22 protein-coding genes are annotated in these 20637 nt (G+C 72.7%); 6 read left to right on the forward strand and 16 right to left on the reverse strand.

Annotated features, from left to right (window positions below; genetic code table 11):
* Positions 1–54 precede the first annotated feature (54 nt).
* The gene (locus M8H82_RS15105; protein WP_250074071.1) at positions 55–717 is read right to left on the reverse strand and encodes a response regulator transcription factor; all 663 of its coding nucleotides are present in this window, start codon (positions 715–717) and stop codon (positions 55–57) included.
* 14 nt (positions 718–731) lie between these two features.
* Positions 732–1886 carry a sensor histidine kinase gene (locus M8H82_RS15110; protein ID WP_250074073.1) on the reverse strand — a complete coding sequence of 385 codons (1155 nt, stop codon included), beginning with the start codon at positions 1884–1886 and terminating at the stop codon, positions 732–734.
* A 108-nt stretch (positions 1887–1994) separates the two neighbouring features.
* Here M8H82_RS15110 and M8H82_RS15115 point away from each other — a divergent pair, with 108 nt between their 5' ends.
* From M8H82_RS15115 to M8H82_RS15125, 3 genes are read left to right on the forward strand one after another with little or no spacing between them, the layout of a single operon-like run.
* Positions 1995–2921, forward strand: a complete 927-nt coding sequence (locus M8H82_RS15115; protein ID WP_250074076.1) for an ABC transporter ATP-binding protein — start codon at positions 1995–1997, stop codon at positions 2919–2921.
* Positions 2918–3643, forward strand: coding sequence for an ABC transporter permease (locus tag M8H82_RS15120; RefSeq protein ID WP_250074078.1), 726 nt, complete (start codon positions 2918–2920; stop codon positions 3641–3643). Before M8H82_RS15115 ends, M8H82_RS15120 begins: the two co-directional genes overlap by 4 nt.
* 56 nt (positions 3644–3699) lie before the next feature.
* The gene (locus M8H82_RS15125) at positions 3700–4095 is read left to right on the forward strand and encodes a hypothetical protein (protein ID WP_250074080.1); all 396 of its coding nucleotides are present in this window, start codon (positions 3700–3702) and stop codon (positions 4093–4095) included.
* Here the strand turns inward: M8H82_RS15125 and mug are convergent.
* The 8 genes from mug to M8H82_RS15165 all read right to left on the reverse strand — a co-directional run bounded on the left by mug (position 4073) and on the right by M8H82_RS15165 (position 13343).
* Complete coding sequence (mug, locus tag M8H82_RS15130) at positions 4073–4624, reverse strand: G/U mismatch-specific DNA glycosylase (RefSeq protein ID WP_250074396.1); 552 nt, start codon at positions 4622–4624, stop codon at positions 4073–4075. The two genes, M8H82_RS15125 and mug, sit on opposite strands and share 23 nt — an antisense overlap.
* Positions 4621–6063: an adenylosuccinate lyase gene (gene purB, locus M8H82_RS15135; protein WP_250074081.1), complete on the reverse strand. Its 1443-nt coding sequence runs from the start codon at positions 6061–6063 to the stop codon at positions 4621–4623. Before purB ends, mug begins: the two co-directional genes overlap by 4 nt.
* A 73-nt stretch (positions 6064–6136) precedes the next feature.
* Complete coding sequence (locus M8H82_RS15140; RefSeq protein ID WP_250074084.1) at positions 6137–6913, reverse strand: SGNH/GDSL hydrolase family protein; 777 nt, start codon at positions 6911–6913, stop codon at positions 6137–6139.
* Positions 6914–6973: 60 nt separating this feature from the next.
* Positions 6974–7987, reverse strand: coding sequence for a hemolysin family protein (locus M8H82_RS15145; RefSeq protein WP_250074086.1), 1014 nt, complete (start codon positions 7985–7987; stop codon positions 6974–6976).
* A complete protein-coding gene (locus M8H82_RS15150) occupies positions 7984–9327 on the reverse strand; it encodes a hemolysin family protein (protein ID WP_250074087.1) in 1344 nt (447 codons plus the stop codon). Before M8H82_RS15150 ends, M8H82_RS15145 begins: the two co-directional genes overlap by 4 nt.
* A 145-nt stretch (positions 9328–9472) precedes the next feature.
* Positions 9473–9898 carry a GNAT family N-acetyltransferase gene (locus M8H82_RS15155; protein WP_250074089.1) on the reverse strand — a complete coding sequence of 142 codons (426 nt, stop codon included), beginning with the start codon at positions 9896–9898 and terminating at the stop codon, positions 9473–9475.
* Positions 9899–9955: 57 nt separating this feature from the next.
* Entirely contained in the window at positions 9956–12523 is a 2568-nt protein-coding gene (locus tag M8H82_RS15160) for an ABC transporter permease (protein ID WP_250074091.1), read from the reverse strand.
* A gap of 4 nt (positions 12524–12527) precedes the next feature.
* Positions 12528–13343 (reverse strand): ABC transporter ATP-binding protein, encoded by an 816-nt coding sequence (locus tag M8H82_RS15165; protein WP_250074092.1) that lies wholly within the window; start codon positions 13341–13343, stop codon positions 12528–12530.
* A gap of 133 nt (positions 13344–13476) precedes the next feature.
* Here M8H82_RS15165 and M8H82_RS15170 point away from each other — a divergent pair, with 133 nt between their 5' ends.
* Entirely contained in the window at positions 13477–13704 is a 228-nt protein-coding gene (locus tag M8H82_RS15170) for an antitoxin (protein WP_250074095.1), read from the forward strand.
* 4 nt (positions 13705–13708) lie between these two features.
* Positions 13709–14083, forward strand: a complete 375-nt coding sequence (locus tag M8H82_RS15175; protein ID WP_250074096.1) for a fic family toxin-antitoxin system, toxin component — start codon at positions 13709–13711, stop codon at positions 14081–14083.
* 15 nt (positions 14084–14098) lie between these two features.
* Here M8H82_RS15175 and M8H82_RS15180 read toward each other — a convergent pair whose 3' ends face one another.
* From M8H82_RS15180 to bioB, 4 genes are all read right to left on the reverse strand, one after another.
* On the reverse strand, positions 14099–14785 hold the full coding sequence (locus M8H82_RS15180; protein WP_250074097.1) for a class I SAM-dependent methyltransferase: 687 nt from the start codon (positions 14783–14785) through the stop codon (positions 14099–14101).
* Between the two features lie 181 nt (positions 14786–14966).
* Positions 14967–15677 carry a dethiobiotin synthase gene (gene bioD / locus M8H82_RS15185; RefSeq protein ID WP_250074099.1) on the reverse strand — a complete coding sequence of 237 codons (711 nt, stop codon included), beginning with the start codon at positions 15675–15677 and terminating at the stop codon, positions 14967–14969.
* Between the two features lies 1 nt (position 15678).
* Positions 15679–16959 (reverse strand): adenosylmethionine--8-amino-7-oxononanoate transaminase, encoded by a 1281-nt coding sequence (locus M8H82_RS15190; RefSeq protein WP_250074101.1) that lies wholly within the window; start codon positions 16957–16959, stop codon positions 15679–15681.
* Positions 16952–18127, reverse strand: a complete 1176-nt coding sequence (gene bioB, locus M8H82_RS15195) for a biotin synthase BioB (RefSeq protein WP_250074103.1) — start codon at positions 18125–18127, stop codon at positions 16952–16954. The genes M8H82_RS15190 and bioB overlap by 8 nt, the downstream gene beginning before the upstream one ends.
* A gap of 147 nt (positions 18128–18274) precedes the next feature.
* Here bioB and M8H82_RS15200 point away from each other — a divergent pair, with 147 nt between their 5' ends.
* Positions 18275–19402 carry an 8-amino-7-oxononanoate synthase gene (locus tag M8H82_RS15200; RefSeq protein ID WP_250074106.1) on the forward strand — a complete coding sequence of 376 codons (1128 nt, stop codon included), beginning with the start codon at positions 18275–18277 and terminating at the stop codon, positions 19400–19402.
* Positions 19403–19488: 86 nt separating this feature from the next.
* Here M8H82_RS15200 and M8H82_RS15205 read toward each other — a convergent pair whose 3' ends face one another.
* Both M8H82_RS15205 and M8H82_RS15210 read right to left on the reverse strand, forming a co-directional pair.
* A complete protein-coding gene (locus tag M8H82_RS15205) occupies positions 19489–19716 on the reverse strand; it encodes a DUF397 domain-containing protein (protein ID WP_250074108.1) in 228 nt (75 codons plus the stop codon).
* Between the two features lie 9 nt (positions 19717–19725).
* Positions 19726–20595 carry a helix-turn-helix transcriptional regulator gene (locus M8H82_RS15210; RefSeq protein ID WP_250074110.1) on the reverse strand — a complete coding sequence of 290 codons (870 nt, stop codon included), beginning with the start codon at positions 20593–20595 and terminating at the stop codon, positions 19726–19728.
* Positions 20596–20637 lie beyond the last annotated feature (42 nt).

Consider the following 20637-nt stretch of genomic DNA (forward strand, 5'->3'; position numbering starts at 1 on the left):
CCGGGCGACCGGCGGCCCGCCGACCGGTCCGGCCGGGGCGTCCCTGGCGCCGGGTCACCCCGGCGCCACGAACCCCGACTCGTACGCCGCGATCACCGCCTGCGTCCGGTCCCGGGCCCCCAGCTTCGCCAGTACCGCGCTCACATGCGACTTCACCGTCTCCGTGCCGACGACCAGCCGCTGCGCGATCTCCGCGTTGGACAGCCCGCGCGCCATCAGCCGCAGGACGTCCGCCTCCCGCTCGGTCAGCTGCGCCCGCTCCATCGCGGCGCGCGCGGCGGGGTTGCCGCCGTCCTCGCCGTGCTCGGCGGCGAGCTGCCGCACCGACGCCGGGAACAGCAGGGACTCGCCCTCCGCCACCAGCCGGACCGCGTGCACGATCTCGGCGGGCCGGGCCCGCTTCAGCAGGAATCCGTCGGCACCGGCGCGCAGCGCCTCGTAGACGTACTCGTCGTTCTCGAACGTCGTCACCACGAGGATCTTCGGCGGATCGTCGACCGTCCGCAGCACCGCGCGCGTGGCCTCGATGCCGTCCATCAGCGGCATCCGTACGTCCATGGCGACGACGTCCGGCCGCAGGCTCCGGACCAGCGGGATCACCGCCGCACCGTCCGCAGCCTCCCCGACGACCTCGATGTCCGGCTGCGCGTCCAGCACGGCCCGCAGGCCCGCGCGTACGAGGGGTTCGTCGTCGACGAGGAGAACGGTGACCGGCATCCGGCCAGCGTAGATCAGCGCAGCGGCAGCTCGACGTGCACCTGCCAGTCATCCCCGGCCGGGCCGGTCCGGGCCCGCCCGCCGAGCAGGGCGGCCCGCTCACGTATGCCCCGCAGCCCGCTGCCCCGGCCCGGGCCGGGTGTCCCGGCCGACAGCGGATTGCGGACCTCCAGGACGAGCGCGCGGTCGGTGACGTCGACGCGCACCCCGGCGGGGGCCGCTCCCGCGTGGCGCAGCACGTTGGTCAGCGACTCCTGGAGGATGCGGTAACCCTCCCGCGAGACCGGCCCGGGCACCGTGTCCAGCGGGCCGGTGATCTCGGCGTCGACCTTCGCCCCGGACGCGCGGGCCGACTCCAGCAGCCGGCCGGCGTCCACCATGGTCGGCCGGCCGCTCACGGGGCGTTCGGACTCCCGCAGGATGCCCAGCACGCGCTCCAGATCCTCGAGCGCGGCCCGGCCGGTCTCCTCGATGGCGTCCAGGGCCCGGTCGGTGAACGTCGGGTCGCCGGCCGCGCGCGCCGCTCCGGCCTGGACGACGGCGACGGTCAGCGCGTGGCCGATCGAGTCGTGCAGTTCCCGGGCGATGCGGTTGCGCTCCAGCAGTTGCTCGGTGCGCTCCTCCAGGGCGGCGAGCCGCTCGGCGGCGGACGGGCCGAGCAGCCGGCGTGCGGCCCGGGTCACCAGCTCGCCCAGCCCGGTCACGACGCCGTACAGCAGGACGAGGGGGACCGGCGCGAGGAGGGCGTACGCCCAGTGCGGTCGTGCGTCCCGCAGCACCGGGGTGTCGCCGGGGTTCGCGCCGACCGCGACCTGCACCAGCTCCACGGAGAGGACGGGCAGCCAGACGGTGGCGAACATCGCCACGGCACCCAGCGCCATGCGCACCTGGAGCCACAGCACGGTGCGCAGCCGGTCCCGCCAACCGGCCGCCGCCTCGACGGAGATGACCGACTCCTCGTCGGCCGGCATCAGCAGCAGCCGCGCCTGCACGCCCTCGCCCCTGCGGACGGCCGGGATCAGCCCGACCGGCAGCAGCACCAGCGCGGGCACCCAGGGAGTCGACGGGTCGATGAACATCCACACGCTGACGATCAGCATCGGCACCCACAGGTGCAGCAGGCGGGTGTACGTCGTCCCCCGGAGCAACGGGCGCAGGAAGCGGGCCATCGCGTCATCGTGCCAGCCGCCACCGACAACGAGCCTCCCCCGCACGGGGGAGACGATCTCCACGCGCGGGGGAGGCCCCGCCACCCGCCGGCACGCCACGCTGCTGCCATGACCAGCATCGAAGTCCAAGCCCTCACCAAGGAGTACGGCACCCGCAGAGCCGTGGACCACCTCACCTTCAGCGTGCTCCCCGGCCGTGTCACCGGCTTCCTCGGCCCGAACGGCGCCGGGAAGTCCACCACCCTCAGGCTCGTCCTCGGCCTCGACCGGCCGACCTCCGGCACCGCCACCGTCGGCGGCCGTCGCTACCCCGACCTGCACGAGCCCCTGCGCCGGGTCGGCGCCCTGCTCGACGCGCAGGCCGCGCACGGCTCGCGTACCGCCCGGGACCACCTGCGCGTCCTCGCTGCGGCCAACCGCATCCCGCGGGCCCGGGTCGAGTCGGTGCTGGAGGAGACGGGCCTCGCACCGGCCGCCCGGCGTCGGGTGAAGACGTACTCCCTGGGGATGCGCCAGCGCCTCGGCATCGCCGCCGCGCTGCTCGGCGACCCCGGGGTGATCATGCTCGACGAGCCGTCCAACGGCCTGGACCCCGAAGGCATCATCTGGATCCGTGCGTTGCTGCGCAGGCTGGCCGCGGAGGGGCGTACCGTCCTGGTCTCCAGCCACCTGATGAACGAGACCGCCTCCTTCGCCGACCACCTCGTGGTCCTGGGCCGGGGCCGCCTGCTGGCCGACACCCCGATGCGGGAGTTCATCCACGCGCGCGTGCGGCCCGGGGTCCGGATCCGCACGACGGACGCGACCGTGCTGCGGGCCGCCCTCTCCCGGGCCGGTCATGACGTCGTACAGCACGAGGACGGGCACTGGACCGTGCAGCACGCGCGCGTGGACGACATCGGCCGTGTCGTCTCCGAGGCGGGCGTCCCCCTCCTCGAACTCGCCGCCGAGGAGGCCACCTTGGAGCAGGCCTACCTCGATCTCACGGCCACCGAGACCGAGTTCGCCGCACCCCCTCAGGAGGCCCGCCCATGACGACGTTCGCCCCCGCCCTCCACGCCGAGTGGCTGAAGATCCGCACCCTGCGCTCCCTGTACGGCACCCTGGTGGCCCTGTTCGCCGCGACGACGGCGTTCTCGGCGCTCGCCGGAGCGGAGACCCCGGAGCCGGACCTCGACCCGCTGTTCACGGCGCTGTCCGGAGTGCTGCCCGGTCAGATCGCGGCGATCACCTTCGGCGCGCTGGCCGTCTCGGCCGAGTACCAGGCGGGCGCGTTGCGGCTGTCGCTGTCCGCGGTCCCGCGGCGCGGGCGGTGGTTCGTGGCCAAGGCGACGGCGATCGCCGTGCTCGCCCTGACCGTAGGGCTGGTCACGACCCTGGCCGCGCTCGCCGCGGGCCGCGCCGGGCTCGGCGACGCGGCGAGCGGCCTCAGCGCGGGCGAACAGGTCCGCGGTGTCCTGGGATCCGCGCTCTACCTCACGCTCATGGCCCTGTTCGCGGCCGGACTCACGGCCCTGCTGCGCAGTGGCGTGGCCACGCTGTCCCTGCTGATCCCGTTCGTGCTCGTCGTCTCCTTCGTCCTCGGTGACGCGGCCGGCGGAGCCACCGAGTTCCTGCCCGACAAGGCGGGCCAGGTCGCCCTGTACGAGACGTACGACGGGACGCTCGGCCCGTGGTCGGGGCTCGCGGTGACCGCGCTGTGGACGGCTGCCGCCCTGGTCGCCGGGGCCTGGAGCGTGCGACGGCGGGACGCCTGACCGCCCGTCGGCTGACGCCGCGCCAATTGTCAGTGGTGGCCGGTTTACTGGATCACATGGACATCGCGAAGGACCTCGCCCTGATCGACGGGCTCCGCACCGGGGTCGTTCCCGCGGAGCCGGACACGGAGCCGGACGCGGAGGGCTACCGCCGGGCCGTCTTAGGGCTGCCCCCCTGGCGGAACGCGGAGGATTGCTACGCCTACGAGGCGGCCCTGTCCGAGCGGTTGACCGAGCGGTGGGGAGAACCGTCGAGGTGGGGCACCACCACGCTCGTCGAGCGCGCCGCGCGCGGTGAGCGCATACCCGAGCCGTGGGGCATGCTCGGCGCCCTGGCGACGGAACTGCGGGCCTGGGAAGTGGCCGGCCACTGGGTCGTCCTGACGGTCGCCGACCAGGACGCCGAGGATCCCCAGGTGCACGTGGTGGTCACGACGACGGATCCGCCGTGATCCGCAGCCTGGCGAATTCCTCCGCCATGGTCTGCACGGTCCAGTGCGCGTTCAGCCCGCTCGGGTTGGGCAGCACCCACACCCGGGTGTCCCCGATCGTCCGCTCCTGCGGCCCCACCCGGGCCTTGCGGTCGTCGAAGGCCGCGCGGTAGGCCGTCACCCCCACCACCGCCAGCCACGCCGGCCGCAGCCTGCCGACCTTCTCGACCAGCAGCCGCCCGCCCTCCCGGTACTCCTCGGCGCTCAGCTCGTCCGCACGGGCCGTCGCCCGCGCCACGACGTTGGTGATGCCGAGCCCGTAGGACGGCAACTCCCCCTGCTCCGACGGCTTCAGCAGCCTCGGCGTGAACCCGGACAGGTGCAGCGCCGGCCAGAAGCGGTTGCCGGGACGGGCGAAGTGATGGCCGGTGGCCGCCGTCATCAGCCCGGGGTTGATGCCGCAGAACAGCACGCGGAGGCCGGCCGCGACCACGTCCGGTACCAGACGGTCGCGGGCGGCCTCCAGCTCCGCGGGGGTGAAACGCGTCAGAGGATCGCTCCCGGGGTGTAACCGGCCGCCTGCGGCCGCTGCTTCACGATCTCCTCGATGCGGCCGACGACCGTGGCCACCTGGTCGGCGGCGGCGCCCGTGAAGGACAGCTTGTCGGCCATCAGCGCGTCGAGCCGGTCGCGGTCCAGCGGGATGCGCTCGTCCGCGGCCAGCTTGTCGAGCAGCTCGTTTCGCTCCGCGCCCTGCTCCCGCATGGCGAGCGCGGAGGCGACCGCGTTCTCCTTGATCGCCTCGTGCGCGACCTCACGGCCGACGCCCGCGCGCACCGCGCCCATCAGCACCTTGGTGGTGGCGAGGAACGGCAGGTAGCGGTCCAGCTCGCGGGCGACGACGGCGGGGAAGGCGCCGAACTCGTCGAGGACCGTCAGGAACGTCTCCAGCAGACCGTCCAGCGCGAAGAACGCGTCCGGCAGCGCGACCCGGCGCACCACCGAGCAGGACACGTCGCCCTCGTTCCACTGGTCGCCCGTCAGCTCGCCGGTCATCGAGGCGTAGCCGCGCAGGATGACCATGAGGCCGTTGACGCGCTCGCAGGACCGCGTGTTCATCTTGTGCGGCATCGCGGAGGAGCCGACCTGGCCCGGCTTGAAGCCCTCGGTCACCAGCTCGTGCCCGGCCATCAGCCGGACCGTCTTGGCCAGCGAGGACGGCGCCGCCGCCAGCTGCACCAGCGCGGTGACGACCTCGTAGTCGAGCGAGCGCGGGTAGACCTGGCCGACCGAGGTGAAGGCCTGCGAGAAGCCGAGGTGACCGGCGATCCGCTGCTCCAGCTCGGCGAGCTTGGCGGCGTCGCCGCCGAGCAGGTCCAGCATGTCCTGCGCGGTGCCGACCGGGCCCTTGATCCCGCGCAGCGGGTAGCGGCCGAGCAGTTCCTCGACGCGGCCGTAGGCGACGAGCAGCTCGTCGGCGGCGGTCGCGAAGCGCTTGCCGAGGGTGGTGGCCTGCGCGGCCACGTTGTGCGAGCGGCCGGCCATGACCAGCTCGCCGTACTCGCCCGCGAGCCTGCCCAGGCGGGCGAGGACCGCCACCGTGCGGTCGCGCATCAGTTCCAGCGAGAGCCGGATCTGCAGCTGCTCGACGTTCTCCGTCAGATCGCGGGACGTCATGCCCTTGTGCACGTGCTCGTGCCCGGCGAGGTCGTTGAACTCCTCGATCCGGGCCTTCACGTCGTGCCGGGTGACCTTCTCGCGCTCGGCGATGGAGGCCAGGTCGACGGTGTCGAGGACACGCTCGTAGTCGGCGAGCGCCTGGTCCGGAACCTCGATCCCGAGGTCCTGCTGGGCCCGCAGGACGGCGAGCCAGAGCTGACGCTCCAGCTTCACCTTCTGCTCGGGGGACCAGAGCGTGGCGAGCTCGGTGGAGGCGTAGCGTCCGGCGAGGACGTTCGGGATGCGGGGCTTGGCGGGCGCTGAAGTCACGTGACCGGATTCTACTGGCGGTTCGTGCAGGCCGGTGCCGCGGGCTCCTTCGGCGGAACCTACGAGACGCAGGTCACCGCAGGTCGTAGGGCCGGAGGTCCGGCCGCTTGGGCGGCAGGCCGTCGCCCGAGGAGCGTCCGGTGAGGCGGCGGCCGATCCACGGCAGCAGGTGCTGCCGGGCGAACCGGGCGTCCGCGACCCGTCGGCTGGCCCAGCCCGGCGGCAGCGAGGCGGGCAGCGGGGTGCGCCACTCCGGGTCCTCCGGCTCGTAGCCGAGGGTCTGCCAGACCGCCTCCGCGACCCGGCGGTGGCCCTCGGAGGTCAGATGCAGCCGGTCCACGTCCCACAGGCGCGGGTCGGCGAGCGAGGGGGCGCCGTAGAGGTCGACGACGAGTGCGCCGTGCCGTGCGGCGAGGTCGTCGATGCAGACGAAGAGCTCCTCCATGCGCGGCCGGAACCGCTGCAGCACCGGGCCCTGGCGGCCGGGGCTGCGCATCAGCACCAACTGCTTGCAGGCCGGCGCGAGGAGCTCCACGGCCTCCTCCAGCAGGGCGCGCACCCGGCCCATGTCGCACTTGGGGCGCAGGGTGTCGTTGAGGCCGCCGACCAGCGTCACCACGTCGGCCTGCATGGCAGCCGCGACATGGACCTGCTCCTGGACGATCTGGCCGATCAGCTTGCCCCGCACCGCGAGGTTGGCGTACCGGAAACCGGGGGCCCGGGTCGCCATCCGTGCGGCGAGGAGATCGGCCCAGCCCCGGTAGGTACCGTCCGGGAGCAGGTCCGACATGCCTTCGGTGAAGGAGTCGCCGAGGGCGACCAGGCTGGTGTGAGAGGGGTTCGTCTCCATGGCGGGGAAGATGCTATCCCGAGGCGCATACCCGTCGGTCGGTCGCCCCGGGATCCCGGATCAGGCCCGCTGGCCGAACAGCTCCCGCAGCACGTCCTCCATGGTCACCAGGCCCGACAGCCGTCCGTCGTCCCCGAGCACCGCCGCCAGGTGGGTACGGCTGCCGCGCATCGCGGTGAGCACGTCGTCGAGCGGGGTGCTCTCCCGCACGCGCGCGATGGGCCGCATGTCCGGCACCCGGAACGGCAGGTCCCGCGGCGAGGCGTCCAGCGCGTCCTTCACATGGAGGTAGCCGACGATGCGGCGGCCCTCGTCGACCACCGGGAAGCGGGAGAACCCGGAATCGGCCGACAGGCCCTCCAGCTGCTCCGGTGTGACCCCCACGCGCGCGTAGACGACGCGTTCCAGCGGCAGGACGACGTCCCGCACGGGCCGGCGGCCCAGCTCCAGGGCGTCGTGCAGCCGCTCCCGGGCGCGCTCGTCGATCAGACCCGCCTCGCCCGAGTCCCGCACCAGACGGGCCAGCTCGGCGTCCGAGAAGGTCGCGGTGACCTCGTCCTTGGTCTCCACGCGCAACAGCTTCAGCAGGGCGTTGGCGAAGGCGTTGATGGTGAAGATCACCGGGCGCAGCCCCCGGGACAGGGTCACCAGCGGCGGCCCGAGGAGCAGCGCGCTGCGCACCGGCTCGGCCAGCGCGATGTTCTTGGGGACCATCTCGCCGAGCAGCATGTGCAGATACGTTGCCAGGGTCAGCGCGATCACGAAGGACACCGCGTGTCCCGCGCCGGCCGGCACGCCCACCGCGTGGAACACCGGCTCCAGCAGGTGCTCGATGGCCGGTTCGGCTACCACACCGAGGATCAGGGTGCACAGGGTGATGCCGAGCTGGGCCGCGGCCATCAGCGCGGACACGTGCTCCAGACCCCACAGCACGCTCTTGGCGCGCCGGTCGCCCTGTTCGGCGTACGGCTCGATCTGGCTGCGGCGCACCGAGATCAGCGCGAACTCGGCGCCGACGAAGAAGGCGTTGACGACGAGGGTCGCCAGACCGATCAGCAACTGGATCGCGGTCACAGCGTCTCCTCCTTGTCCGCGCCCTGCAGGGCCTCGTCCAGCGGGGCGCGCATCAGCACCCGCGCCGCCCGGTGCCCCGAGGCGTCCGTCACGTCCAGCTGCCAGCCGGCGACCTGGACGCGGTCCCCGGGCTCGGGGATCCGGCCCAGTTCGTTCGCCACGAGCCCGGCCAGCGTCTCGTACGGCCCCTCGGGGGCCCGCAGGCCCACGCGTGCGAGCTGGTCGACGCGGGCGGAGCCGTCGGCCGAGAACAGGGCGCGGCCGGCGTCGTCGCTGCCGGCGGGGGCGAGGTCGGGGGTCTCGTGCGGGTCGTGCTCGTCGCGCACCTCGCCGACGACCTCCTCGACGATGTCCTCCAGCGTGGCCACGCCCGCCGTACCGCCGTACTCGTCGATGACGACGGCCATGGTGCGCTTGCCCGAGAGCCGGTCCAGCAGCCGGTCGACGGTGAGCGTCTCCGGCACGAGCAGCGGCTCGCGCATCAGCTCGGCGACCCGTACCCGGGGCCGCAGGTCGGCGGGCACGGCCAGCACGTCCTTGATGTGCGCGGTGCCCACCACCGAGTCGAGGCTGCCGCGGTAGACGGGGAACCGGGACAGGCCGGTCGCGCGGGTGGCGTTCGCGACGTCCTCGCAGGTCGCCGACGCCTCCAGGGCGATGACCTGCACGCGCGGGGTCATCACGTTCTCGGCGGTCAGGTCCGCGAGGTTCAGGGTCCGCACGAAGAGCTCGGCGGTGTCCGCCTCCAGGGCGCCCTCCTTCGCGGAGTGCCGGGCGAGCGCCGCCAGCTCCTGGGGGCCGCGCGCGGAGGCGAGCTCCTCGGCGGGCTCCACGCCGAAGCGGCGGACGATCCGGTTGGCGGTGTTGTTCAGATGGGTGATGAACGGGCGGAAGGCGGCGCTGAACCAGCGCTGCGCATTGCCCACGCGCTTGGCCACGGCCAGCGGCGAGGAGATGGCCCAGTTCTTCGGGACCAGCTCGCCGACGACCATCAGGACCACTGTGGACAGCGCGGTGCCGATCACCAGGGCGATCGAACTCGCCGTCGAGGGCGAGGCGCCGAGCGCTTCCAGCGGCCCCGCGAGCAGCCGGGCGATGGACGGCTCGGCGAGCATGCCGACCACCAGGTTGGTGACGGTGATGCCGAGCTGCGCCCCGGACAACTGGAACGTCAGATTCCGTACGGCCTTCAAGGCCCCGGAGGCGCCCCGCTCGCCGCGTTCCACGGCCGCTTCGAGCTCGCCGCGCTCGACGGTGGTGAGCGAGAACTCGGCGGCGACGAAGGCGCCGCAGGCCAGCGAGAGCAGGATCGCCACCAGCAGCAGAAGCACTTCGGTCATCGGGTCACCTCCGTCCCATGATCGGACAGGGTGGCTGGGATCGCGCGATGTCGCGTACTGGGAGGCTCGCCCATGGGCGGACGCTCACACACCTTTCGTCGGAGGACCGCAAATGCCCTCCAAGGGTAAAGGAGCAGCAAAGACGTCAGTCGGTGAGGGGTTTGACCCACCGCCGCCACTGCTCCTCGGGCGCGTACCCGGCCGCGCGCCAGGCATGCTGCGCCCGCTCGTTGCGCTGCAGCACCATGGCGTCCCCGCGGCGGCCGCCGAGCCGTACGAAGCGGTCCTCGGCGGCGGCGAGCAGGGCCGTGCCGATGCCCTGGCGGCGATGGTCCGGGTGGACCGCGAGCCGGTACAGATGGCAGCGCCAGCCGTCGAAGCCCGCGATCACCGTGCCGACCAGTGCGTCGCCGCACTCGGCCAGGATCAGCGCCTCGGGATCGCGGTCGACCAGCCGCTCCACGCCGTCGCGGTCGTCGCTGATGCTGGTGCCCTCGGCGGAGACCTTCCAGAAGGCCAGCACGGCGTCGAGATCGCCGGGGCCGGCGGCCCGTATCCGTAGATCAGTCATGCACGGATCACATCACGAGGCCTTGCCCGGGAGTCCGCCGTTCCGCAGTCCGGACGCTCACTCGTGCGCGATGGCCGTCAGCACGTTCATCCGCGAGGCGCGCAGCGCGGGCAGCAGGGCCGCCACGATGCCCACCACCGCCGAGCCGATCACCACCGCGACGATCGTGCCCCACGGAATCGCCAGCGCGGTCATGCCCTGCAGGGCCAGCACCTGCTGGGTGCACACCCCCCAGACCAGGCCGAGCGCGAGTCCCAGCACCGCCCCAAACACCGCGATCACCACCGACTCCAGCCGGATCATCCGGCGCAACTGGACCCGGGACAGGCCGATGGCCCGCAGCAGGCCGATCTCCCGGGTCCGCTCCACGACCGACAGCGCGAGGGTGTTGACCACACCCAGCACCGCGATGACGATCGCGAGGCCGAGCAGCGCGTAGACCAGGTACAGCAGGACCGCGATCTGGTCACGGACCAGCTCCTTGTAGTCGGCCAGGTCCCTGACCTGCACCTGGGGATAGGCGTCGAGCGTCCGTTCCAGATTCGCGCGCAGGTCGTCGGCACTGGTGCCGGACGCGGCGTTGACGTACACCGCGGACTCCTGGCCGCCCGGTGCGTACCGCTCCAGGGTGCCCAGACCGAAGTACATGCCGCCCCGGGTGCCGAAGCCGTCGGCGGAGTCCTGGTCGGTCAGCGCGGCCACCGTCAGCTCGGCGGTGCGCCCGCCCTGGAACTGAAGCGGGACGGTGCTGCCGACGCGCACCCCGTGGTCCCGCGCGAAATCCCGGTCCATGGCCATGCGGCCCTCGGCCAGCGCGGCGGCCGTGTCGCCCTGCGCGTAGGTGATGTTGGCGACCTCGTCGAGCTGCGGCTCGTAGCCCGCGGCGGTCGTCTCGACCCGGTCTCCGTCGGGCAGCCGTACCGCGACGGGCGCGAGCTGGGAGCGGACCACCAGGCCGACGCCCTCGGTGTCGCGCACCTTCTCGGTGACCTCCCGGGGGAAGGGCACGAAGTTGGCGTTCTGCACGACGAAGTCGGCGCCCAGCGTCTTGTCGATTTGTTCGTCGAACGACTTGGTCATCGAGGCGCTCGCCACCGACATCCCGCCGACCAGCGCCAGCCCCACCATCAGGGCCGCCGCGGTGGCGCCGGTACGGCGTGGATTGCGCAGGGCGTTGCGCTGGCTCATCCGGCCGACGGGACCGAACAGCGCCGGGAACGCCCCGCCCAGTACCCGGATCACGGGCCGGACCAGCAGTGGCCCCGCGATCACCGTGGCGATGAGGGTCAGCAGCACCCCGAGGCCGAGCAGGGAGGCGGACGAGGAGGTCGTGGAGGCGGCGGCGCAGCCCACGAGAGCCGCCACTCCCAGTGCCCCGACGACCGTGCCCAGCACCGCGCGCATCCGCAGCGGCCGGCCCACCCCGGCGATCTCGGCGTCCGCCAGGGCCGCCATCGGGGAGACGGTCGCCGCGCGCCGGGCCGGGAGGTAGGCGGCGACGAAGGTGACCCCGAGGCCGACGACGTACGCCGAGACCGGGGTGGCCCAGCCGATGACCATGTCCGCGGAGCGGATGTTCATGCCGAGCAGGCCCATCAGCTCGATCAGCCCGACGGCCAGCCCGATCCCGGTGGCCAGCCCCACCGTGGCGCCGACGAGGCCGAGCAGGAACGCCTCGGCGAGCACCGAGCGCCGCACCTGGCGCCGGTCCGCGCCGAGCGCGCGCAGCAGACCCAGTTCGCGGGTGCGCTGGGCGATCAGCATCGAGAAGGTGTTGACGATCAGGAACACCCCGACCAGCACGGCGACCCCGGCGAAGCCGAGCATCACGTACTTGATGACGTCGAGGAATCCGCCGAGCTGTTCGACGTCCGACTCGGCCTGCTCGTCGGCCGTGCGGATGTCGTAGCGTCCGGCGCCGAGCGCCGCGGCCACCCGCTCCTTGAGCTGCGGGTCGCTGACGCCCTCCGCGGCCTCGACGGAGATGCTGGTGGCGGCGTCCGCGTCGCCGAGCAGCCTGGTCTGCGCGGTCGGCGTGTCGAAGAAGACCAGCGCGGCGCCGGGGTTGGTGGTGGTGAAGGTGGCGATGCCGACGACCTCGACCTTGAACGAGCCCGGCGCGGCGATCACCGTGAGCGTGTCACCGATGCCGACCTTCCGGGAGTCGGCCGTGTCCGCGTCGATCAGCACCTGGCCCGGGCCCTCGGGCGCGTGCCCCGACGTCAGCTCCACCGGACTGCGGTCGCTCGGGCTCCAGTTGGTGCCTATGGTGGGCGCGCCGGTGGTCGGCCCGACGGACTCGTTGTCCTCGTCGGCGACGGTGATGCCCTCCACGTCCACCTCGAGCCGCACCGACGCGGCGCCCTCGGCCCGGGCCGCCCGGTCCACCAGGGAGGCGGGCAGGGTGGGCGTGAACCCGGAGGGGATCGCCTCGTCCAGGTTCTCCTTCGGGCTGACCGTGACATCGGCCGCGGTCGAGGCGAAGAGCCGGTCGAAGGTACGGCCGACGGTGTCCGAGAAGATCAGGCTGCCCGCGACGAAGGCGACGGACAGGACCACCGCGAGCGCGGAGAGCAGCAGCCGCCCCTTGTGGGCGAGGAAGCTGCGCAGGGTCGCCTTGAGCACCGGATCAGTCCTCCTCGGAGGAGTCGGCGGCCCCCCGGATCACGTCGAACCGCTTCATGCGTTCCAGTACGGCCTCCGACGTGGGGCGGGCCATCTCGTCGACGATGCGTCCGTCGCCGAGGAAGAGCACCAGGTCGGAGTGGGCGGCGGCGCCCGGGTCATGGGTGACCATCACGACGGTCTGCCCGAGCTGGTCCACGGCGTCGCGCAGGAAGCCGAGCACTTCCAGACCGGCCCGCGAGTCCAGGTTGCCGGTGGGCTCGTCGGCGAAGATCAGCTCGGGGCGGGAGGCGAGGGCGCGGGCGCAGGCGACGCGCTGCTGCTGGCCGCCGGAGAGCTGGGCGGGCCGGTGCTTGAGCCGGTCCCGCAGACCGAGCGTGTCGATGACCTGGTCCAGCCACTTCTCGTCGGGCTTCTTGCCCGCGATGTCCATGGGCAGGGTGATGTTCTCGGCGGCGTTCAGCGTCGGTATCAGGTTGAACGACTGGAACATGAACCCGATCCGGTCCCGGCGCAGCCGGGTCAGCTCGCGTTCCTTCAGACCGGTGATCTCGGTGCCGCCGAGCCAGACCTGTCCGGCCGAGACGTTGTCGAGCCCGGCGAGGCAGTGCATGAGCGTGGACTTGCCGGAGCCCGAGGGGCCCATGACCGCGGTGAAGCGGCCGCGCGCGATGTCCACGTCCACCGCGTCCAGGGCGAGCACCGTCGTCTCGCCGGAGCCGTAGGCCTTGGTCAGACCGCGGGCCCTTGCCGCGATCCCGTCGGCCGGGTCGTGTGCCGAAGCAGGAGTGGACAAGGCTGCCTCCTCGATCCTGGACATCGCGACGTCCTTCTCAGGGCCCCCGAGCGTAGTGTGATCCGGCGCACACCGGATATCCCCCCTGGGTCCGAACCGGTCTCCACCCCAGGAATGACCCTTGCCACTGCTAGCGCCTGGGCGCTAGCTTCGAGACATGGCGAAGACCCAGCTGAACGTCCGCGTCGACGAGGGCACCGCCCGCGCGGCCCGCGAGCGCGCCCTGGCGCGCGGCATGAGCGTCAACCGCTACATCGAGGAACTGGTCCGGCAGGACACCGGCGAGGTCGGCCACACCTTCGTGGAGGCCGCGGCCGACTTCATGCAGCAGTACGAGTCCGTGTTCGCCGAGGAGTTCGGCGCCGAGCGCGAAGGCCGTCGTTGATCCGTTGAGCACCGTGAGGATCGACCTCGCCTGGCTGCTGATGCTCGCCGAGCAGAACACCCCCGGAGATCCGCAGGTCACCGACTGGGGCGCGCTGATCGCCGCCGTCGCCCGTCACGAGGCCGAGATTTTCGACGTCCCCGTCTACGACAGCCCGCACGCGCGCGCCGCGGCACTGCTCCAACTGCTCATCCACGTCCCGGCGCTGGAGCGCTCCAACGCCCTGTTCGCCTCCGCCGTCGCCTACGCCTATCTGGTCGCCTGCGGCCTGAAGGTCGTCACCTCGCCGGAACAGGTCCGCGAGCTGGCCCGGCTGGTCAAGAGCGGTGCGGCCACGGTGCAGGACATCGCCGACGAACTGCGGCAGTGGTGCGAGTGAGCCGAGCCGGGGTGATCATTCCTGGACGCCGGGCCGCCACGCCGTGCCCAGCACGCAGTACGACGACGGCAGCACCGGCCCCTTCTCCGGCATCAGGATCCGCCGGTAGGGGCCGAGTTCGAACCCGGCGCCGCGCAGGGACGCGACCGGCTCCCGGCCCACATGGCAGCCGCCGCTCACCAGCGGCCACACCGTACGGTCCAGTGCCTGCTGGGTGAACGTCATCACTCGTCCGCCGCCCCGGCCGTGCTCGAAGAACCGGATGACTCCGCCCGGCCGCAGCACCCGCCGGATCTCCCCGAGCGCCCGCGGCACATCACGGACGCTGCACAGCACCAGGGAGACCACCGCCGCGTCGAACGCCTCGCTCTTGACCGGCAGGGCCTCCGCCGCCCCGGGCACCACGTCGACCGGCACCTCGGCGCGCAGGGCCGCCTCGACGGCGAGCTTGCGCAGCACCCGTTCCGGCTCGATCGCCACGACCTCCGAGACGGTGCCCGGATAGTGGGCGAAGTTCAGGCCGTTGCCCGCGCCGATCTCGATCACCCGCCCGGACAGACCGGTGAGCAGCCGGTCGCGTACGGCGCCCATGCCGAGCTTCGTCTCGGCGCTCACGCTGAGGCGGGCGTAGTAGCGGGCGAACACCGGATGGTGCACGGCATCCCGCGGCACCTTGCCGGTACCGGCGGACCGAAGGGGCATGAGGACCTCCCGGGCAGGACGGGCACTACCCCGATTGTCCCCCCGCCCGCCCCGACGCACCCCCGCTGTGCAGCCTCGGACTCGCACCGCCGGCCGGTTCCGGCAGCGCCTCCCGCCGACGTGACGCCGTACGAAGCCCCGGACCGGCCGCGCGCAAAGCCCTCCCGTCACAAGCCTCCCGTTACAGGCCCTCCCGGAAGACCCCGCCCTCCCACGTCCCGCCCAGTTCCGAAGCGAGCCAAGTCGGCGCCGCCGTACGGAAGCCGGCCGGTGCCAGCGCCCCGGACCCGGCCGGCAGTGCTCCCAGCAGCGGTGCCTGGGCCACCTCCGGCAGGTCCGTCACATTGCAGCGCGAGGCCAGATCGGGGTCGTCGGGCCAGCTGCCGATCACCACACCGAACAGGTCCAGCCGCCGCGAGCGCAGTTCACGGGCCGTCAGCTCGGTGACGTTCAGTGTGCCCAGACCCGCCGACGCCACCACCAGGACCGGCGCGGCCAGCAGTCCGGCCGCGTCGGCCAGCGTGCCGCCCTCGTCGTCGAAGCGGACCAGCAGACCGCCCGCGCCCTCCACCAGCACCAGATCGTGCTCGGTGGCCAGCTTCGCGGCGGCCTCGGCGATCTCGTGCGGGCGCACCGGCGGCAGCCCCGCCCGGCGCGCCGCGGTCGCCGGCGCCAACGGCTCGGGATAGCGGGCGAGTTCGGCCGTCGTCACCGGGCCGGCGAGCCGCGCGCACTCGTCGGCGTCCCCGCGCTCGTCCGGCCGCAGGCCGGTCTGCGCGGCCTTCAGCACGGCCACCGTGCGCCCGGCCGCGAGCGCCGTGGCGGCCACGGCGGCGGTCGTGACCGTCTTGCCGATCTCCGTGCCGGTGCCCGTGATCACCAGAATCGTCATCTCAGCCCTCCCGTGCCGCCGCGCACACCGCACCTGCGATCCGCGCCAGATCGGCGTCGCCCGTGACATACGGCGGCATCGTGTAGATCAGGTCGCGGAACGGCCGCAGCCACACGCCCTCGCGCACGGCCGCCGCCGTCGCCGCCCGCATGTCCACCGGGTGGTCCAGCTGGACCACGCCGATGGCCCCGAGGACCCGGAGGTCCTTCACCCCCGGCAGCTCCGCCGCGGGGGCCAGCCCGTCCCGCAGGCCCGCCTCGATCCGCTTGACCTCCGCGAGCCAGTCCTGGCCCAGCAGCAGCTCGATCGAGGCGCAGGCGACGGCCGCCGCCAGCGGATTGCCCATGAACGTCGGGCCGTGCGCCAGCACCGGCACCTCGCCCCGCGAGATTCCGTCGGCCACGCGCGCGGTGCACAGCGTGGCGGCCATCGTCAGGTATCCGCCGGTCAGCGCCTTGCCCACGCACATCACGTCCGGCGTCACCGCCGCGTGGTCGGCGGCGAACAGGGCGCCGGTGCGCCCGAACCCGGTCGCGATCTCGTCGAACACCAGCAGCACGTCGTGGGCGTCGCACGCCTCGCGCAGCACCCGCAGATACGCGGGGGAGTGGAACCGCATCCCCCCCGCGCCCTGCACCACCGGCTCGACGATCACCGCGGCCAGCTCGTCCGCGTGCCGCTCGATCAGCGTGCGCAGCTGGTCGGCGTACGACTCCTCGTACTCGGCCGGTGGCGGATCCGCGAAGACCTGGCGCTGGAGCACGCCCGTCCACAGCTCGTGCATCCCGCCCTCGGGATCGCACACCGACATCGGTTGCCAGGTGTCCCCGTGGTAGCCGCCGCGCCAGGTCAGCAGCCGCTGCTTGCCGGGACGGCCGAGGGAGCGCCAGTACTGGAGGCACATCTTGACGGCGACCTCGACCGACACCGAGCCGGAGTCGGCGAGGAACACATGCTCAAGGCCTTCGGGCGACATGTCGACAAGGAGCTTCGCGAGGCGGACGGCGGGCTCGTGGGTGAGCCCGCCGAACATCACATGGCTCATCCGGCCGAGCTGCTCGCGCGCCGCCTCGTTCAGCACCGGGTGGTTGTAGCCGTGGATGGCCGACCACCAGGACGACATCCCGTCGACCAGCTCGCCCGAGCCGTCCGCCAGGCGCAGCCGCACCCCGCTCGCCGACTCCACGACCAGCGGCTCCTGCCGGCCCGGCATGGGACCGTACGGATGCCACACGTGCTTCCGGTCCAGGTCCAGCAGCTCGGGCACGTTCAGGTCAGGCATTGGGCGCGAGGTCCGTTCCGGCGCCTCGACGGCGTACGGCGACCAGGTCGGTGCGGGCCTCCCCGGGCTCCGGCTGCGCGGTGGAACCGCAGGCACCGCCGCCCTCCGGCTGTGCGGCGGAACCGCAGCCACCGCCGCCCTCGTGCGAACCGCAGCCACCGCCGACCCGGTGCTCGGGCAGGGTAACCTCGCCGGCGCCCTCGATCTCGAACCCGGCGTCCGCGATCATCTCCAGGTCGGCCTTGCCCGCCTGGCCCTCGCTGGTGAGGTAGTCACCGAGGAAGATCGAGTTGGCCAGGTGCAGGGCGAGGGGCTGCATCGTGCGCAGGTGGACCTCACGGCCGCCCGCGATGCGCACCTCGACGTCCGGGCAGACGAACCGCACCATCGCCAGGATCCGCAGACAGCGCTGGGGGGTGAGGTGCCACTCCTTGGCCAGCGGGGTGCCCTCGAACGGGATCAGGAAGTTGACCGGCACCGAGTCCGGGTCCAGCTCGCGCAGCGAGAAGACCACGTCCACCAGATCCTCGTCGCTCTCGCCCATGCCCGCGATCAGGCCGGAGCAGGCGGACAGACCGGCGCCGTGCGCCTTCTGCACGGTGTCGACCCGGTCGGCGTAGGTGTGGGTGGTGGTGATGTCGCCGTAGGTGGCCTCGGAGGTGTTGAGATTGTGGTTGTAGGCGTCGGCGCCCGCCTCGCGCAGCCGCTCGGCCTGGCCGTCGGAGAGCAGTCCGAGGCAGGCGCACACCTCGACGCCCTCGTTCTGGTCCTTGATCGCCTTGATGGTGTCCGAGACCCGGTCCACGTCACGGTCGGTCGGGCCGCGTCCGCTGGCCACCAGGCAGACGCGCTTGGCGCCGCCCGCGAGACCGGCGGCCGCCGCCTTGGAGGCCTCGTCCGGCTTGAGCCAGGTGTACTTCAGGATGCCGGCGGTCGAGCCGAGCCGCTGCGAGCAGTACGAGCAGTCCTCGGGGCACAAGCCGGACTTGAGGTTGACCAGGTAGTTCAGTTTCACCCGGCGGCCGAACCAGTGCCGGCGCACCTTGCCGGCCGCGGCCACCACATCGAGCAGGTCGTCGTCGGAGGTGGCGAGGACGGCCAGGGCCTCCTCGCGGGTCGGCAGCTCGCGCCGCAGCCCCTTGTCCAGCAGCGTGTTCAGCAGGTCCATGAAAGCTGATCCTGTCCTAAGGAGTGGTCCCCGGCCAAGGAGAGTTCGTACAACTCGGCCCCTTCGACGTGTGGGTATTGCCACACCGTGGGTGCCTGGTCGTCCCGCTAGTGTCTGTGCGCTGCCTACAAAAACTCCGGAGGACTCATGGCGTTCGGCTGGATCGACGAGCAGGCGGAGCTGCGCCGACGCGCCGGACTCGTACGGACCCTGCGCCCTCGCCCCGCCGACTCACCGCTGCTGGATCTGGCCGGCAACGACTACCTGGGTCTGGCCCACCACCCCGAGGTCACCGAGGCCGCCGCGCGCGCGGCGCGGACCTGGGGCGGCGGCGCGACCGGATCCCGGCTCGTCACCGGTACGACGGAGCTGCACGGCGAGCTGGAGCGGGAGCTGGCGGACTTCTGCGGCTTCGAGGCGGCGCTCGTCTTCTCCTCCGGTTACGCGGCCAACCTCGCCGCGGTCACCGCGCTCGGGCCGCACGGCTCGCTGATCGTGTCCGACGCCGGCAATCACGCCTCGCTCATCGACGGCTGCCGGCTGGCCCGCGGCACGACCCAGGTGGTCGCGCACGCCGAACCGGACGCGGTGCGCAAGGCGCTGCGGACGCACGACGGACCGGCCGTCGCGGTCTCCGACACCGTCTTCTCGGTCGACGGCGACGCCGCCCCGCTGGCCGGGCTCGCCGAGGCGTGCCGGGAACACGGCGCGGGCCTGATCGTGGACGACGCGCACGGCCTGGGCGTGCTCGGCGACGGCGGCCGGGGCGCCCCGCACGCGGCGGGGCTGGCCGGCGCCGGCGACGTGGTGGCCACGGTGACGCTGTCCAAGTCACTGGGCAGTCAGGGCGGTGCCGTGCTCGGCCCGGCCCGGGTCGTCGACCACCTGGTCAACGCGGCCCGGACGTTCATCTTCGACACCGGTCTCGCCCCCGCCGCGACCGGTGCCGCCCTCGCGGCCCTGCGGCTGCTGCGCCGGGAGCCGGAGCGGGCGGGCCGGGCGCGTGCGGTGGCGAGCGAACTGCACGCCCGCCTGACGGCCGCGGGCCATCAGGCGGTGCGTCCGGACGCGGCGGTCGTCTCCGTGCGCGCGCCGTCCCCCGAGGGGGCCTTGCGCTGGGCGGCGGACTGCCGCGCGGCGGGCCTCGCCGTGGGCTGTTTCCGTCCTCCTTCCGTGCCCGACGGCATCTCACGGCTGCGGCTGACCGCCCGCGCGGACCTCACGGGCGGCCAGATCGAACGCGCTGTACGAGTCATCGGCGAGACACGACCATGAGTCGGCGTGACACGGCCCTGCCGCCGCGGAACTGCTTGACGTTGAACAGAACGTGCTCGGAACTCACTTGGACTTGATCGGAACTGTCAGGACCGGATCGCGGCCGTGAAGTCCGCCCAGCTCTCGGGGGAGAAGAGCAGCGCGGGCCCGGCCGGGGCCTTGGAGTCCCGTACGGCGAGCAGTCCGGCCCAGGGGCCGGCCGGCGGCCGAGCGGTCTCCACGCAGTTGTTCGCGCCCGTGCTGTAACTGCTGCGCAGCCAATGCACGTCGTGCAATTCGGTACTGGAAGGTACGTTCCGAGGCAGTGCAGACATGGTGCCTCCTTACGCGCCGTCAGCTAGCCCGGCGATGTATTCCAACGATTCCTCGGGCGAAAGGGCGTGGATCTGAAGGGTGGTGAAGGCCTCCGTGTACGCCTGGAGGTCTTCTTTCCGTTCGAGGTAGAGGCTACTCGTCAAGTGGTCGAGAACAACCACGTCCAGATCAGAAGCGCGCGAAAATGAGAAGATAACGAAAGGCCCGGTGACCCCGATGTGGGCTCCGGCCGTGAACGGCAGGACCTGCAACCGCACTTGCGGCAGGCGTCCCGCCTCCACCAGCCGCCACAGCTGCCGGGCCATCACCCCGGGGCCGCCGATCTCCCGGTGCAGCACCGCCTCGTCCAGCACCGCGCTCAGCTCCAGCGGCGGCTCGCCGCGCAGCACGTCCTGCCGGGCCAGCCGCACCTCCACCAGGGTGTCGAGGCGTTCGTCGTCCGTCTCGTCCAGGCCGCCCACCGCGGCCCGGGTCACCGCCCGCGCGTACTCGGGCGTCTGGAGCAGCCCCGGCACCACGCAGGTCTCCAGCGTGCGCATCCCGCTCGCCTGGGACTCCAGGCTGATGAAGTCCCGGTAGGTCGGGGGCAGCACCCCACGGTAGGCGTGCCACCAGTGGTGCCGACCCGCGCTGTCGTCGGACCCGGCCAACACCAGCAGCAGCTCACGCAGTTGCGAGTCGGCGACGGCGTAGGCGTCCAGCAGTAACCGCACATCGGCCGGTTTCACCCCGCTGGCCCCGGTCTCGATCCGGCTGACCTTCGACTGGTGCCAGCCCACCAGCCGAGCCGCCTCACCGCTGGTGAGCCCGGCGCCGGCGCGCAACGCACGCAGTTCGGCGCCCAGCTTCCGGCGGCGCACCGCAGGACCGTGCTGCATGCGCTACTCCTTACTCCAACCGGGCCGCCCAAATACGCTCTC

Origin of the sequence: Streptomyces sp. YS415 (genome assembly GCF_023544665.1) — a bacterium.
Lineage (GTDB): Bacteria > Actinomycetota > Actinomycetes > Streptomycetales > Streptomycetaceae > Streptomyces.